Genomic DNA, 16,471 nt, shown 5'->3' on the forward strand with positions numbered 1-16,471 from the left:
TGTCTGATACCCGTTAGTAGACGTTCCCTCTTTATCAATGCACTATTTGGTTATTTTGTCAATGCGTAAGTCCTAAAATGGTGATCAACCTTCTAAGCATTCCATGAACGGATGAATTGTCATAAGTGCCAATAGGCAGAGGAATAGGTATTTCCCCATCTAGGACTTAGAAATGCTAAGGCTGGGTCAGGATACGACTTTTTTATTATCCTTGCCCTCTAAAGCTTATAGTATCGTTCTAAAAACTGTCCGAAGTGTTGATAGATTGAAGGCGCATCCATGCGATCGTGAGCAGAATTGGGACGAACACCCTTTCATACAAACTAACGCATTCTCTTTGCCCTGGCGTGTAGGGTTCAATCCCTGATTGGACGGTTAATGGGCTAATTTTCGCTTGATGTTACAAAACTCACCCGACTTGGCTTATAGCAATTCCGAAATCTTCCATTCATACCTGTATTCCGCAACGCCCCCGATAAAATGCTGATCGACTCGAACCGATCTGGGTTGTTGAGGATTTTCTGGTGCAGGTAATGACTGAGCCGGTTTGCTGTTACCAAGAACAAACCCCGTCACAGCACCACTACTGAGTAGCCCGACTAAGCTGTACACCAAAAACTTCTTATTCATAACTCCACCTGATTTGAAAAATAACTAGGTTTCAATACTGGCTGCTGCAAAGCAAGACGCGATCATTCATGCAACAGCCAATGCGCTAAATAAATGGTTTTATGCCGTTGCTTTAGCCATCTGACGGCAAGATTCAGCACAACGACGGCAGGCTTTAGCACACTTCTTACACTGGTCGTGGTCGTGCTTCTCACACTCAGTCGCACAGCGATCGCACGCTTCTACACAAACCGCACACATTTGAGCGTGCAGGTCAGAATTACGAGCCATGAACCGAGCGCAGAGAGTACAGGTATCAGCGCAATCGCGGCATAGCTTAATACATTGAGCCATCATCTGCACCATGTCACTGGTTAAGCAAGCGGTTCCGCATTGCTCACACTCACGAAGACAGTCGAGGCAATTCTGAATGCAGGTTTCTAGCAGAGATTGATGAGATTTAGTAGTAGTAGTAGTCATGGTTTTAAGCTCCTAAAGAATCAACACAACGAAGAACGGATTGTTATGCCCTTCACCTTGGTTAGGGGATGACTAAGTTCTTATATCTTTGAAGCTACGCTCAGACTATGAGAAACCTATGAGCGATTCAAGGTTTACGTCTTTAGGAAGATTTTTCCAGATTTTTGGCGATGAGCAATTCATTTCATCCTGATTTCATTATTTCCCATTATTATTGGAGGATTACGACCACCTGACATCACAACCAGCCTGTAAAGGAGTTAGACTGATGAAAATTTTGGTGGTAGAAGATGATGAGGCAATTGCCGACCTACTTACTTATATGCTCTCCAACCAAAATTACGTGGTTGAAGTTGCTAACGATGGTGAGGCAGCTTGGGAACTGATTGTTGTTTATAACTATGATTTACTACTGATAGATATTACGCTCCCTCGTTTAGACGGAATAAGTCTCTGTCGTAGAGTCAGAGCCCACGACTATAAAATGCCAATTCTGGTGGTAACAGGGCGAGGCAGTGGTCACGATCAAGCGATCGGGCTAGATGCAGGTGCCGATGGGTACATGGTGAAACCGCTCGATCAGGAGGTATTGATTGCTCGAATTCGAGCCTTGCTGCGTCGCCCAGGAACGGCTTTTCAATCTGTGCTGGAGAAGGGTAGTTTGCGGCTCGATCCGACAAGTCGTGAAGTCACGTATGCAGGGCAAATTCTATCCTTAAGTCCCAAGGAGTTTTCGATCCTAGAGTTCTTTTTGCGGAATGGTCGTCAAGTCTTTACCTACAGCGTAATTTTGGATCAAATCTGGGCTTATGGAGAGACTCCTAGCGAAGATGCCGTGAGAACTCATATTAAGGGGCTACGGCAGAAATTTAGAGGGGTCGGCGCTCCCAGAGATTTGATTGAAACGGTTTATGGACTAGGTTATCGGCTTAAACCCTTGGAAGCGATCGCTGATTCAACCAAGACGGCTCAACTCACGTCTAATGAAGCGACTCAACCGATTCAACAACAAACCCTCAGCGCCTTATCCAAGCGTCAAGAAATCGATCGCGCATCAAACGACTTAACTACAGAACGAATCGAGCCGGAAGAGTCTCTGTTTGCGGATGAGCGTCCTTTGTTATTGATCGTCGATCCCGATCGCCAACTGGCCCAACAGTTGATGAATGAAGCGGTGGACTGGGGATTTCGGAGCGCGATCGCAACGACACTTTCCGAAGCCGAAACGAAAATTGAGCAGGATGCGCCTACCGTTGTGCTACTCGATCCCGATATTACTCATCCCACAACAGAGAGTTTAAGGCTGCTGGCAAAGCTCAGTCATCAAACTCCTTCTGTGCCAGTTTTAGTTTTAACCAGTCACGATCAATTAACTGATCGCCTAGAAGTTGCCCAACTCGGCGGACATAGTTTTTTACACAAACCCTTGCCCCCGGCTCAAGTGCTGAAAGCGATCGCACAAGCGGCACAACAAGCAAAGACAGCAAAGCAACGGGTGATGGTCGTCGATGCTGATCCCCAGATTCTTGCAACTTTAAAGGAGTTCCTAGAACCCTGGGGATTGAGCGTAACAACGCTGAACAATCCTCAACAATTTTGGGAAACGTTGAAATCCTGCTCGCCGCATCTGCTAATTTTAGATGTGAAAATGCCTGCTGTGAGCGGCGTTGAGCTTTGCAAAATTATCCGCAACAATTCGCGCTGGGGGCGCTTGCCGATCATTTTTTTGACGGCGCATACCGATGCTGCGATCGTCAATCAAATGTTTTCAGTGGGTGCAGATGACTTTGTGAGCAAGCCGATCGTAGGGCCAGAATTGGTCAGTCGCATCATCAATCGCCTAGAACGGATCAAACTCCTTCAGAATGCTGCTGAGACAGATTATTTGACCAAACTCTCTAACCGCAATAAGTCAACCCAAGACTTAAACAAATACCTTCAACTTGCAAATCAACAGAATCAGTCGCTCTGTCTAGCAGTTCTGGACTTAGACAATCTCAAACAGATCAACGATCGTCACGGGTACAATACTGGCGACATGGTGATGCGTCAGTGGGGACAATTGCTCCGGCAAACTTTTAGGCAAAATGCAGTCGTTGCTCGCTGGGAGAGCGATGAATTTGTGGTTGCCTTATCTAGCATGATTAAGGCAGATGGTATTCAAAGACTCACTCAATTATTAGCAACGCTCCACCACAGAAAATTCGTTGCTCCCGATCAAACTCAATTTCGGATCACATTTAGCGCTGGCATTGCTCAATATCCAGATGATGGAACGGATTTGCATTCTCTTTATCAATCCGCATCCGAAGCCTTGCATCAGTCTAAAGTTGCTGGGTGTGCTTGTATTTTTTCTACGGAAGACTGTAGGGCTATTCTCAAACAAACGAAGGCTTAATTCATTATTAACATTCTCAAACTCAAACTTTTCTTAACTCCTCATAAGTTCCTCAGATTGTTTTATTACAGTCAAATTGGGTATGCAAGGACTGTTGCATACAATTCTGAAAGTGTGCTGAGACCGGCTGCCTATATTTTCTTGGGTCATGCGCCCGTCTCAAAAATTGTTTTTCCATAGTTGATAGAAAAGCTCATCCATGAGTGTCTTCACTGTTTACATCTATCTCCCTACTATAAAAGGCCAACTCCATGAGCACAGCTATACTGTCACCAAAAACAACCAAAACTAATTGGTCTGATGTAATTGAGTATCCTCAATCTGGAGCCAAGAGCAAGCTTCTGCTAGAAGATAAAAATTGTCGCTATACGCTGATGTCTCTGGCGGCAGAATCGACCATTGCAGAACATACTAATCCTCGCAATGCGACTGTGAATGTGATTGAAGGACAAGGCGTGTTGATGCTGGAAGATGAAGAGATTGTTCTAGGATCTGGAGTCTTTGCTTTTATACCCGCCAACGCACGTCACGCGCTTAAAGCAGTGACAAACCTGGCCTTTTTATTGACGCTCTCTGAACCGGTTGCTGGCTCTAATCATTGACCTTATCGTTCCAAAAAATTAGGAAACTACTATCATGATTCGACTGCTCGTTAATTTTCTGGAAGCCTTGTTAAATACCTTTTATCAGGGTCGCGATCGCGTCTTTGCACGATTTTTTGTACTGGAAACTGTTGCCCGTGTACCCTATTTTGCTTTCACCTCCGTTTTACACCTCTATGAAACAATGGGCTGGTGGCGTAAATCTGACTGGTTAAAGATACATTTTTCCGAGTCCTGGAATGAACTGCACCATCTGCTGATTGCCGAATCCCTCGGTGGCAATGATCGCTGGTACGATCGCTACCTTGCCCGGATCGGAGGATTGATTTACTACTGGATCATTGTTTTGGTCTATATGCTCAACCCCTCTGCTGCTTACAACTTCATGCAGCAGGTTGAAGAGCACGCCTATCACACCTATGATCTATTTCTCAAACAACACGGTGAAGAACTCAAACAAATGCCTGCGCCAAAAGTGGCAATTAACTATTATCTGGATGGCGACTTGTATATGTTTGATGAATTTCAGACGACGCATCCTGAAGCCTTTCGCCGTCCTCAGATTGAGAATCTCTACGATGTCTTTGTTGCCGTTCGCGAAGATGAATTAGAGCACGTCAAGACGATGATTGCGTGCCAACAACCTGAAGCTAAAGAGACATTCCAAAGCCCCCACGCCGAGAATCGTCCTGCACTTCCCGAATCGGTAAGAGCCGCGATTGAGTTGCAAACCGCGCAAATCATACAGGAAGCAGAAAAAGAACCCGTTCAAATAGCGTAATTGCCAAGGAGAAAGGCCATGTTAGATATCGATGAGATGAGCACAAAATAGATCAACGAACTGCTGCGAGAAGTAGGATATGGACACCTCGGCTGCATAGGCGAAGGGTATCCATATATTGTGCCTATGCACTATTACCTCAAAGACTCACAAATATATATCTTCACAACGGTGGGAATGAAGACTCAGTATATGGATGCAAATCCAAAAGTTTGCTTACAGATCGAAGAAGTTCACGATCTGGTGCACTCGCGCAGCGTTGTTGTGAATGGTCGCGCTGAACGCCTCACTGAGCAGCAAGACATTGATCGGGTGATGCAATTTGTCAAAACGCAGAATCCAACACTTTCGCCTGCGATCAATCGAACCTGGATCGATGCTTGGGGACGATCAGAGGTGATTGCAATCTACCGCGTTCACAAGAGTGAAATCAGTGGACGCACGACTGATGGAGTCAGCAGTCGGTAAGAACAGATATACCTCAATTAAGTTTTACTAAAACATTCATAAAGGTAGAGATTATATTGAGCAACTTTTGTTAAAGTTCACTTGACAGTCGGTACAAATTGCAACCAAGGAAACCAACTCATGGCATATACACATACGATTGTTGCTTCTTTCCCATCCCATGCAGAAGCAGAAAGGGTGGTATTGGAGTTGCAAAAAGAAGGCTTCGATATGGAAAAGCTCTCGATCATTGGCAAAGACTACCAGACTACTGAAAATGTGCGCGGATTTCTAACCTGGAAAGATACAGCTAAAGCTGGAGCCGCAGAAGGTGGTTATTGGGGTAGCTTCGTCGGAGGTTTATTTGGCATTTTAGCAGGTGCTGGAGTGCTGTTTATTCCTGGAATGGCTCCGCTCATTATTGCTGGCCCCGTTGCTGGAGTGTTGGCAGGTTGGTTGGAAGGAACGCTTGTTGGTGGCGCTGGTGCTGCTGCTGTAGGAGGACTAGCGGGTGCCTTGGGAGGGTTAGGAATCCCGAAGAACGAGGTACTGAAGTACGAGACTAAAATCCAAGCAGGGGAGTTCACGATCCTTGTGACAGGCACTAACGAGGATGTCAGTCAATTGAAGCAGAGACTAGACAGAATCAGCCATGAAATCAGTATGTCGATCGCTGTTTAACGCTTTGAATTAACAGCAATAAAATAGTGAAACTTAGCAACTATTGTATTGCTCTTTTTGTTTTTAAGATTTTTTCACAAGGAATGATAATGACATGACAAATAAAATTGACATCAACAAATCTGTGCCGAGCGAGCGATGGGGTGATTTTTTCGATCAGTTTTCAGATGGTAATCGCGGACGGCATATTTCCATCGAAATCCTCAATTCAGAACTCGGTGATGCAGAACTGATTCAGGACGCACCTCTTCATGCAATGGTTTACGATCGCCCTGGCAAGGGGGATGATTTGGTGATTGAAGTGGGTAAAGATGAGGTGACTTATGCTCACACGATCGATTCACCAACTGAAATTTTAACTGGACAGGACTCAAACGGCGTGATGATGGCGGTTCGGATTAGTGACGCTGCTGGGACACAAACATTGATTAAGCTACAAGCTAGTTGATGGGGTTGAATCATGCTGGGTTGAGCTTATTTGAGCAGCCAATGTTTTAGGCTCCACACTCAATAACCCACAGAAGTGAATTCATATCTCATCAGGAGCGGTTGCCACTGAGTTCTCTACCCCGATATGAGTATGGTCAATCGTTAGGATTTGGCGCGAGTGATGTTTGGCCTCCATGCCTTTAGTAAATGTTAAAAACAACCGCTAAAACTTAAGTCGATCTAGTTCTGAAAATCTACCAAATAAGGAGAAAATTATGACAGAGATCGTGAGCCGCGAGATTCGGCTAGTCTCCCGCCCCAAGGGGATTCCCACCGCAGATAACTTTGCGATCGCCGAGACCAAACTAGACCCACTTCAAGATGGGCAAGTGTTCGTTCGCAATCTCTATATGTCAGTCGATCCATATATGCGCGGTCGCATGAACGAGGGCAAATCCTATGTTCCATCTTTCCAGTTAGGCAAAGCACTGGAAGGCGGCGCAGTCGGCGAGGTAATCGAGTCGCGTGCCCAGGAATTCAAGCCGGGTGATGTTGTCACTTCCAACTATGGCTGGCGGGAATACTTCATAGCTGCACCAAAAGATTTGCATCAGGTTAGCCGCGATATTCAACCGCCCTCAGTTTACCTCGGTGCCCTCGGCATGACAGGTATGACTGCTTGGGTTGGGTTGAATTTGGTAGAAGTCAAAGCCGGCGATGTTATTTTTGTTTCGGGAGCAGCAGGCGCGGTGGGAAATGTCGCCGGACAACTGGCTTCATTGCGCGGATGCCATGTCATCGGGTCTGCTGGGTCAATGGAAAAAATCAAGTTTCTGCGGGAAGAATGCGGATTTGATAGCGCCTTCGATTACAAGGCCGGCCCTGTCCTCGAACAACTGAATCAGGCAGCACCGGACGGAATTGATGTCTATTTCGATAATGTAGGAGGCGAAACGCTGGAAGCGGCGCTCTCGGCATTACGGGTGCACGGCCGGATTATCGCTTGTGGCAGCATCTCCGGTTATAACGATGAAAAGCCCCAGCCGGGCCCTTCCAATCTATTTAATATGATTGGCAAACGCTTGACGATGAAAGGGCTAATCGTTAGAGATTGGCTCGATCGTCAGAGTGAATTTGAACAAGAAGTGGGCGGCTATTTCCAAGATGGAAAATTGAAGAATAAGGAAACAGTAGTAGCAGGAATCGATCGAGCAGTGGATGCGTTCATCGGTCTTTTTGAAGGTAAAAATGTGGGTAAAATGGTGGTCAAATTGGATTAGGTGACGACTAATTGATTCGGCACTTGCTTCATTATTTGAGCAAGTTGAAACCCTCGCTCGCTTATCGTTATTTGGTTTAATAAAGTATGGATCTTCAACTATCAGATCGGATTGCATTAGTCAGCGGTTCAACTGCCGGAATTGGACTCGCGATCGCCACGACACTTGCCCAAGAAGGAGCAACTGTCATTGTCAATGGCAGAACGCAAGAGCGCGTAAACGATGCCCTCAAAAGCATTCAGCAAAGTGTCCCCAATGCCAAACTTCAGGGAATTGCTGCCGATTTGGGAACAACCGCAGGAGTTGAATTGTTGTTTCAACAGGTGCAAGAAGTCAACATTTTGGTCAACAATTTAGGAATTTATGGCTCCAAAGCATTTGAAGATATCTCCGATGAGGAGTGGATGAACATTCTGGAAGTAAACGTTATGAGCGGTGTTCGGATCTCCCGTCATTACTTACCTTTGATGCTAAAAAAAGATTGGGGACGAATTATTTTCATCTCTAGTGAATCTGCCTTGAATATTCCCGCCGAAATGATTCACTATGGCGTTACCAAGACTGCACAAGTGGCGTTGAGTCGTGGTTTAGCTGAAACAACGGCAGGCAGTCGTGTCACGGTAAATACAGTATTGCCAGGGCCAACCCGTTCCGAAGGAGTGGAAACTTTCATCGAGGGACTCGCCAAGGATCAAAATATTTCACCCGAACAAGTTGAGAAAGAGTTTTTTACCAAGACTCGTCCATCTTCACTGATTCAGCGATTTGCTTCAACGTCGGAAGTTGCGGCGTTAGTTGCATTTGTTGCTAGTCCTTTAGCCTCTGCAATTAATGGTGCTGCCTTGCGAGTCGAAGGTGGAGTGGTGCGATCGATTGTTTAATAAATCTGCCTTCGTAGCTCGCTTTCACAATCAGGAGTATGAATTCCCAATCGCGAGCGTTGGTACGGTTCGCGATCGCATTATTAAAAATATATTCATTCCGATGTCGCCGGATTCGATCTTACTACCCACCGCGAAATAACCCCAATTAAGAGGTCAGTGATGCCAACTGCAACGAACTTTAAGGACTATTATGCCATCCTGGGAACGAGCAAAACGGCAACCCCTGAAGAAATCAAACGGGCTTACCGCAAACTGGCCCGCAAGTATCATCCTGACCTCAATCCTGGGGATAAAGATGCAGAAGCAAAGTTCAAAGACCTCAATGAAGCAAATGAGGTGCTTTCCGATCCAGAGAAACGGCCGAAGTACGATCGATTTGGTGAGCACTGGAACCAGCCTGCTTACAATGAAGCGCCGCCACCCAGAGGAACTAATGCTGGGACGATTGACTTCGATCAGTACGGCGACTTTGATTCATTTATCAACGATTTGCTGGGTCGATCGAGAAACGGATCGGGACGTAGAACCAACACCTATCAGACTGCGACCGGTGGTGATGATTTTAGTGCCGGATTTCGCTCCCAAGCCCCCGCACCGGATAGCGAAGCTGCGATCGCACTCACATTTTCAGAGGCGTTTCACGGTGTCCAGAAACGGCTGCAACTCGACGATGAAACCATCAACGTCCGCATTCCCGCAGGCGCAAAACCCGGCAGTCGAATTCGGCTCAAAGGTAAAGGTCGTCCTAGTCCATTTTCTCAACAGCGCGGCGATTTGTATCTAACTATTGAGATTTTGCCGCATTCCTTCTTTCGATTCGAGGATGATGACCTCGTTTGTGAGATTCCAATTCGTCCCGATGAAGCCGTTTTAGGGGCAGAAATCAGCGTGCCAACTCCCGATGGTAGCGTGACGATGAAAGTTCCTAAAGGAGTGCGATCGGGACAATCGCTCAGACTGCGCGGCAAAGGCTGGACATTGCAAAAAGGGGGACGCGGTGACTTACTCGCCAAACTTCTAATTGTCACGCCAAAAGACTTAAGTGCGATCGAGCAAGAATGCTACGAAAAAATCCAGGCAAATACGAGTTTTAACCCCCGTACCCAGTTAGAGGAAATTAAGTTATGAGCTTTAGCCTTTCAAAAATTGTGGTTTCACCCGAAGGTGAGCAACTCTATACCTTTGAATATGCTGCATTGATCACTGAGACCTCCATTACGGTTGTCGAGGTTTATGTCAAGTTGGGTATCATTGACGCGATCGGCGACCTGCTGCATTCCCGCGAGATTGCTCGTATTGCTCAGATTCAGCGGTTGCGTCAAGACTTGGGCTTGAACTTAGTCGGAGCCGCAATGGTGTTAGATATGGCAACTGAAATAGCCCAATTACGGGCACAACTTAAGGTGCATCAGTCTTATTCATCGAATACGTTATGAGGTATCTAAACCTACCGGAAAAGCCGACGTTAGATCGTGAGACTTTTCAGACATCCTCTAAAGTGTCGGGATCAGTCGGTGCAGCTTTTGAAATTACATTGAGAAAATGATTTATTTTCTTTTGATTTTAACACTATTATTTGTTGGATCAGCGCTTGCTTCGATTGCAATTAAGCGAAATCTTGCGATACGTTGGCAATTGCTTTTGCTTAGCATAATTGTCTTCTACGGAATTTCCCCACTCTTACTAAATTGGGGAGGAATAGGTTTGGCCAAACGCTTTGCTTGTCAGACAGAAATAATCATCTTTCATTGTCGGGATTAATTCTATGGTTCATCCTCACGAACACAGCCATTCTCCTAAAACATACAATCGAGCCTTTTTGATTGGAACGAGTTTAAATGTCAGCTTTGTATTAGTTGAAGCTTGGTTTGGAGTAATTACTCATTCGCTAGCATTACTAGCAGATGCTGGACATAATCTCAGCGATGTTTTGGGATTACTGTTAGCTTGGGCAGCAAGTTATCTCGTACAGCGTCCTCCCAGTCGTAAGTACACCTATGGACTGCGACGCTCTTCAATTCTAGCAGCTTTACTCAATGCGATTCTGTTACTGCTAACAATGGGTGGCATTACTTGGGAAGCGATTCGTCGCTTGCAAGAACCAAGCCCCATCGCTGGTGATACTGTGATTTTGGTAGCAGGAATTGGTGTAGTTATTAATACCATAACTGCTCTCTTGTTTATGTCGGGACGAGAAGGAGATATGAATATTCGCGGCGCATTTTTACACATGGCAGCCGATGCACTGGTATCCGTTGGTGTAGTGTTAGCTGGGATCGCAATTTTGCTAACAGGTTGGCTATGGTTCGATCCAGTTATTAGTCTGGCGATCGTGGTGATAATTGTGGTTGGTACTTGGAATTTATTTAAGGATTCGCTGGAACTAATCTTAGATGGAGTTCCCAAACAGATTGAGCCGATTGCTGTCCGTACTTTCTTGCAGGAGTTGCAAGGAGTGACGCAAGTTCATGACATACATATATGGGCAATTAGTACGGCAGAAACTGCTCTCACCGCACATTTAGTTATACCAGAAGGATACACAGGCGATCGCTTTCTCACCGACACCTGCGAAGCACTCCATACTCATTTTGGGATTGACCACTCAACCTTGCAAATCGAAACAGGCAATCCAGATTATCCATGTCCTCTAGAGCCAGAAAGTCATCTTTAGATACATGACGAAATCATTGGCACAATGTATTCTTACTAAAGAAGAACCAAAGAAGCAAAACTGCCCTCTCGGAAGTTTTTCTCATACTTACTTTGAGAAAAAAGTCTAGAGAATCTGGACTAAAGTTTTGAAACCTCAACTCTTAGCTGTATTTGTTGGGCTAATGACCGTTGGGATTATCAGCATTGGCTATATATTCAATGCTCTGCTTTTGTAAATTAATGTGAGTTTCAGGATTTAGAAGCTCGGGCTAAAAAAATCGTATTTTTACCAAATATCCGCTACTATAACGAAGTATTTTCGCAAAAAAACGGTTTCTAGACCCATAATAAGTCCTGAGTTTAATAAACACAATTTGCGTGCGGAAAAGCTAACCAGCTTCAGTTATAAAACAGGAGGAGATCGGGTATGGCATCATTACACCAACCATTATGGACATTATCATTTGAAGAAGTCTATGAATCTCTAGGCACTGCTGCCAATGGATTATCGCAGAATGAAGCGCAAGAGCGATTAGAGAAATTTGGCGCAAATGAATTACCAGAACCTACCCATCGTCCATTGTGGCTAAGATTTGCCGATCAACTGACTCACTTTATGGCTTTGTTGTTGTGGGTGGCAGGGATTCTGGCATTTATTTCGCGTACACCGGAACTAGGCTGGGCAGTTTGGGCGGTAATCTGGATTAATGCTATTTTTAGCTTTTGGCAAGAGTTTCAAGCTGAGAAAGCTTTATCTGCTTTAAAAAAAGTCTTACCGATGCAGGTGAAAGTGTATCGCGATGGAGAATTAAAGCAAATTCCCGCTAGAGAATTGGTGCGCGGTGATGTGATGCAATTGGAAGAAGGCGATCGCATTTCCGCAGATGCCCGTTTAATTTCAGCCGAAAGTTTATATCTTGATGTATCAGTAATGACAGGAGAATCGTTGCCTGTGGCGCGAAGTCCTTACCCTGTACCTCTGCGGGAGGCCGTTTCGGTACGTGGTGGCAAAACCATGCTACGCCAAGGGGAACAGCCTTTGCAAGAAAAGGTAAATCCCTCGGAAATTGCCAACCTGGTGTTAGCAGGTTCGACGGTAGCAGCAGGTCGAGCAGTGGCGGTGGTTTATGCGACGGGCGCACAAACTGAATTTGGACAGGTGGCGCATTTAACTACAGTAGTAAAACGCGAACCCAGTACCTTAGAAATTCAAGTTGCTCGGATTGTACGGATTATTACAGCGATCGCGCTGGGTATGGGCGTGACTGTATTCGCGCTTAGCTACTTGTTGATTGGCATGGATATTACTGAGAGCTTTATTTTTGCGATCGGGATTATCGTGGCGAATGTCCCTGAAGGGTTACTACCAACAGTAACATTAGCTCTTGCCCTTGGTGTCAAACGGATGGCGCGGCGTAATGCCCTGGTAAGGCGGCTTTCGGCAGTGGAAACCCTAAGCGCGACTACAGTGATTTGCACAGACAAGACGGGTACTTTGACCAAAAATGAAATGACGGTGCGCTATCTCTGGCTACCGACAGAACCAGAGCAATCTGAGCCCAATCGCGATATTCCTAATGATGTCTTAACTAACAAGCTAATTGAAATTACTGGTGCTGGTTACGATCCCACTAATGGCAAAGTTAATATTCCCTCTGATTCCGAAATTGCTTGGAAAGCTAAGGTTTTACTGATTGGTTCGGCACTTTGTTCTAATGCTCGATTGGTGCATCTCAATGCGCCTAATCGTTGGCAAGAAATCGGCGATCCGACCGAAGCGGCTTTGTTAGTAGCGGCGGCAAAAGCAGAATTGAATTTAGAGAATCTCCAAAAGCAGTTACCGCGCTTACGCGAAATTCCCTTTGATTCTCGCCGCTTGATGATGACAGTAGTTTTGAATTGGCAATCCTCAGAACTCTGGTCAAGTGAATTTCCCAATCTGGCTTTTACCAAAGGCGCACCCTTAGAAGTTCTGAAACATTGCCATTTGATTTTGTGCGATGGTAAATCGCAGGAATTGACTCACGATTATTGGGATGAAGTGGTCAAGGCCAATGACAATTTAGCCAGACAAGGATTTCGAGTGTTAGGGCTAGCAGCGCGTCAGGGTGGGCAGGAATTGCTCGATCTAAAAGCTCAGGATTTAGAGCAAGATTTGATCTTCATAGGTCTAGTTGCGATGTTTGATCCGCCGCGTCCCGAAGTATCGAAAGCGATCGCTCAATGTCATCAAGCAGGAATCAAAGTAACTATGGTAACGGGTGATTATGGACTTACTGCTGAAGCGATCGCGCGTCAAATTGGTTTAGTTAGCGACAAAGTGCGTGTAGTCACGGGTGAAGGTATGGGACATCTCTCTGACGCACAACTCAAGCAAGTGGTGAAATATCGCTTTGGTTTAGTGTTTGCCCGGATGTCACCTGAACACAAATTGCGATTAGTGCAAGCTTACAAAGACATCGGCGAAATTGTGGCAGTTACAGGTGATGGAGTGAATGATGCCCCCGCCTTACGCGCCGCCAATATCGGCATTGCGATGGGACAAAACGGTACGGATGTGGCACGAGAAGCGGCAGATATTGTGCTGACGGATGATAACTTTGCCACGATTGTGATAGCGATCGAGCAAGGAAGGGCGATTTATCAAAATATCCGCAAGTTCATGACCTATATCCTCGCCTCGAATGTGCCAGAAGTCGTGCCATTTTTAGGCATGGTTGCTTTCAAGATTCCACCCGCGCTGACGATTTTGCAGATTCTTGCCGTAGATTTAGGCACGGATATGGTTCCAGCCCTAGCTTTGGGTGCAGAAATTCCCGAAGCTGGGATTATGGATCGTCCACCCCGTCCAAAGGAGGAGTTTTTACTCAACGTTCCTTTAATATTACGCGCCTATCTCTTTTTGGGTGCGATCGAAGCGATGCTCTCAATGTTGGGCTTTTTGATGGTTTGGTGGAGCTATGGCTATTCGTTGGCAGACTTGCAACAAGTCACTCCTGCAATCCTCTCTCATACTGCAGATCCTACGGTGACGGCAATCTATCGCCAAGCGACAACGATGACTTTAGCTGCGATCGTAGCTTGTCAAATAGGTAATTTATTCGCCTGTCGCTCTGATTGGGGTTCGGTATTCCGTCAGTCGTTATCAAATAATAGTTTGCTCTGGTTAGGAATAACTGTTGAATGTGTTGCCCTATTCGCATTCATCGACTTCCCACCCTTCAGACAAGTATTTGGAACAGCTTCACTAGCCAATTGGCATTGGTTGATTTTGTTAGCCTGTCCGCCCATTTTGATTGGTGCAGAAGAACTTCGCAAGCTATTACTTCGTAATCAGCGACCAGGCAATGTTAAAAGAGCTTTTTAGAACTAGAGCTAATGTAGCAAAAAAAATAGGATTAAAATCCCAAAATTTTGACTCTGGAATTGCAAGACATTTTAACTTTTTGAGGACTTTTGTGATGAACTTTATCTACTTTAACTTTAACTGCTCTAAAATTCGCCCGATGCGCTGGCTACTGGCTGCTTGGATCTGCGTTTTACTGCTTGTCTGTATTCCCTTACCTGCTTTTGCTACTGTGACGCAAATCGAAGAATATCCAGGGCAGATGTTTTATCAATCCCACACTTTGATATATGATTAGCCCAACTTCAGAACTTAGTGTTGAACCGCTGAATCTATCAAGTCCACAGGGTTTGCTATCGACTCTGCAAGAACTTCGCCAGACCGTTGAAAGCGAAGGAAAAGCCACCTTTAACCAGTGGCGATCGCACATTCAGCGTTCTGAGTTTCTTCCTAGTGCCTTGAATTTAGCTGAGTATATGGCATTACGTCGGCACGATCTACGCCACCTCCAAGCCGCACTAATGCCTTGGGGCTTATCCTCATTAGGACGGATTGAAGCACGAGTAATGCCCAATCTTGATGCGATCATTGCCACCCTGAAAGTCATTTGCGGCCAAGACTCTGCCGAGCATCTCAACCGCCCACCGATTGAGTCATTTTTTGAGGGCGATCGTTTATTACAAAAGCACACGGAAGAATTGTTTGGTCAGTCCCCGCCCCAGCGTCGGGTCAGGATTATGGTGACGCTACCCACCGAGGCCGCTACTGACTATGAGATGGTGCGAGAAATTATTCAACGAGGGGCAAACTGCCTGAGAATTAACTGTGCCCACGATACGACCGCATCTTGGGAAAACACGATCGACCATATCCGTCGAGCGGAACAGGAAACAGGAACGCCTTGTAAAGTGATGATGGACTTAGCTGGTCTCAAAATCCGCACGGGACAGGTACTTGCACCACTTGATAAAAAACGGGTATTTCGAGGGGATCGTATCCTGTTGTCGCGGTGTGTGCCTGCACTCGGAAGTGAAGTGGTGTCAGATGAAACAATCCCATCACCTGTAAACTATTTCCAAACTTGCTGTACAGTTCCCGAAATTCTAGATTTATTAGTAGTTGACACCCTTGTATATATCGACGATGGCAAGATTCAAACTCGCGTGGTTGACACCCAATACCCAGTATCAAATGGACAACCGGGACTTTTACTAGAAGTGACTAATGCCAGCCCCAAAGGAGTCAAACTCCAACCTGAAAAGGGGTTGAATTTCCCAAACACAGTGTTACCTCTTAGTCCACTGACTAAAAAAGATTTATCCGACCTAGATTTTGTCGCCACTCACGCAGATATTATTGGCTACTCTTTTGTGCAACGACCTGCTGATATTGAGTTACTTCAACAAGAATTGGACAAGCGCTTTGGTGAACGTCAGTCCCGACCTGCGATCGTAGCAAAGATTGAAACCGCGATCGCAGTTTGCAATCTGCCAGAATTAATCATCTATGCAGCAGGTAAGCAATCATTTGGTGTGATGATTGCCAGAGGCGACTTAGCCATTGAAATTGGATACCAGCGTTTAACAGAGATCCAAGAAGAAATTCTCTGGCTTTGCGAAGCGGCTCATGTTCCTGTTATTTGGGCAACTCAAGTGCTAGAGAGTTTGGTCAAAAATGGCACACCTTCGCGGGGAGAGATGACCGATGCAGCAATGGCTGAACGCGCTGAGTGTGTGATGTTAAACAAAGGGCCGTTTATTGCCGAAGCGATCGCCATTCTGGATAATGTTCTAACACGCATGGAAGCCCATCAATTGAAAAAAACGCCACAGTTGCGGGCGCTCCATTCGTGGTAATTCTTTTAACCAATCCTTTTCAT

At 45.7% G+C, this 16,471-nt stretch carries 16 protein-coding genes; 14 read left to right on the forward strand and 2 right to left on the reverse strand.

The genetic code is table 11. The annotated features are described in order from the left end of the window. Nucleotides 1–423 precede the first annotated feature (423 nt). Both QUB06_RS27770 and QUB06_RS27775 read right to left on the reverse strand, forming a co-directional pair. On the reverse strand, nucleotides 424–630 hold the full coding sequence (locus QUB06_RS27770; protein WP_333438016.1) for a hypothetical protein: 207 nt from the start codon (nucleotides 628–630) through the stop codon (nucleotides 424–426). 99 nt (nucleotides 631–729) lie between these two features. Next, the gene (locus tag QUB06_RS27775) at nucleotides 730–1,089 is read right to left on the reverse strand and encodes a four-helix bundle copper-binding protein (RefSeq protein ID WP_333438017.1); all 360 of its coding nucleotides are present in this window, start codon (nucleotides 1,087–1,089) and stop codon (nucleotides 730–732) included. A 268-nt stretch (nucleotides 1,090–1,357) separates the two neighbouring features. Between QUB06_RS27775 and QUB06_RS27780 the strand changes: the two genes are divergently transcribed. The 14 genes from QUB06_RS27780 to QUB06_RS27845 all read left to right on the forward strand — a co-directional run bounded on the left by QUB06_RS27780 (nucleotide 1,358) and on the right by QUB06_RS27845 (nucleotide 16,448). Then, nucleotides 1,358–3,487, forward strand: a complete 2,130-nt coding sequence (locus QUB06_RS27780) for a response regulator (protein WP_333438018.1) — start codon at nucleotides 1,358–1,360, stop codon at nucleotides 3,485–3,487. Nucleotides 3,488–3,738: 251 nt separating this feature from the next. Beyond that, nucleotides 3,739–4,089 carry a cupin domain-containing protein gene (locus QUB06_RS27785; RefSeq protein WP_333438019.1) on the forward strand — a complete coding sequence of 117 codons (351 nt, stop codon included), beginning with the start codon at nucleotides 3,739–3,741 and terminating at the stop codon, nucleotides 4,087–4,089. Between the two features lie 34 nt (nucleotides 4,090–4,123). Beyond that, nucleotides 4,124–4,870: an alternative oxidase gene (locus QUB06_RS27790; protein WP_333438020.1), complete on the forward strand. Its 747-nt coding sequence runs from the start codon at nucleotides 4,124–4,126 to the stop codon at nucleotides 4,868–4,870. A gap of 63 nt (nucleotides 4,871–4,933) precedes the next feature. Next, the gene (locus QUB06_RS27795; RefSeq protein ID WP_333438044.1) at nucleotides 4,934–5,338 is read left to right on the forward strand and encodes a pyridoxamine 5'-phosphate oxidase family protein; all 405 of its coding nucleotides are present in this window, start codon (nucleotides 4,934–4,936) and stop codon (nucleotides 5,336–5,338) included. 120 nt (nucleotides 5,339–5,458) lie between these two features. Continuing rightward, the gene (locus tag QUB06_RS27800) at nucleotides 5,459–5,998 is read left to right on the forward strand and encodes a general stress protein (protein ID WP_333438021.1); all 540 of its coding nucleotides are present in this window, start codon (nucleotides 5,459–5,461) and stop codon (nucleotides 5,996–5,998) included. A gap of 94 nt (nucleotides 5,999–6,092) precedes the next feature. Beyond that, a complete protein-coding gene (locus tag QUB06_RS27805) occupies nucleotides 6,093–6,446 on the forward strand; it encodes a DUF5335 family protein (protein WP_333438022.1) in 354 nt (117 codons plus the stop codon). 256 nt (nucleotides 6,447–6,702) lie between these two features. Then, a complete protein-coding gene (locus QUB06_RS27810) occupies nucleotides 6,703–7,707 on the forward strand; it encodes an NADP-dependent oxidoreductase (RefSeq protein ID WP_333438023.1) in 1,005 nt (334 codons plus the stop codon). Nucleotides 7,708–7,793: 86 nt separating this feature from the next. Continuing rightward, nucleotides 7,794–8,588 carry an SDR family oxidoreductase gene (locus QUB06_RS27815; protein WP_333438024.1) on the forward strand — a complete coding sequence of 265 codons (795 nt, stop codon included), beginning with the start codon at nucleotides 7,794–7,796 and terminating at the stop codon, nucleotides 8,586–8,588. Nucleotides 8,589–8,750: 162 nt separating this feature from the next. Beyond that, entirely contained in the window at nucleotides 8,751–9,719 is a 969-nt protein-coding gene (locus QUB06_RS27820) for a DnaJ C-terminal domain-containing protein (protein WP_333438025.1), read from the forward strand. After that, nucleotides 9,716–10,027: a chaperone modulator CbpM gene (locus tag QUB06_RS27825; protein ID WP_333438026.1), complete on the forward strand. Its 312-nt coding sequence runs from the start codon at nucleotides 9,716–9,718 to the stop codon at nucleotides 10,025–10,027. Before QUB06_RS27820 ends, QUB06_RS27825 begins: the two co-directional genes overlap by 4 nt. Nucleotides 10,028–10,356: 329 nt before the next feature. Continuing rightward, entirely contained in the window at nucleotides 10,357–11,265 is a 909-nt protein-coding gene (locus QUB06_RS27830; protein WP_333438027.1) for a cation diffusion facilitator family transporter, read from the forward strand. Between the two features lie 408 nt (nucleotides 11,266–11,673). Next, nucleotides 11,674–14,613 (forward strand): cation-transporting P-type ATPase, encoded by a 2,940-nt coding sequence (locus tag QUB06_RS27835; protein ID WP_333438028.1) that lies wholly within the window; start codon nucleotides 11,674–11,676, stop codon nucleotides 14,611–14,613. A 94-nt stretch (nucleotides 14,614–14,707) separates the two neighbouring features. Further along, nucleotides 14,708–14,890, forward strand: coding sequence for a hypothetical protein (locus QUB06_RS27840; protein WP_333438029.1), 183 nt, complete (start codon nucleotides 14,708–14,710; stop codon nucleotides 14,888–14,890). After that, entirely contained in the window at nucleotides 14,883–16,448 is a 1,566-nt protein-coding gene (locus QUB06_RS27845) for a pyruvate kinase (protein WP_333438030.1), read from the forward strand. The genes QUB06_RS27840 and QUB06_RS27845 overlap by 8 nt, the downstream gene beginning before the upstream one ends. Nucleotides 16,449–16,471 lie beyond the last annotated feature (23 nt).

Origin of the sequence: Microcoleus sp. D2_18a_D3, assembly GCF_036702455.1 — a bacterium.
Lineage (GTDB): Bacteria > Cyanobacteriota > Cyanobacteriia > Cyanobacteriales > Microcoleaceae > Microcoleus.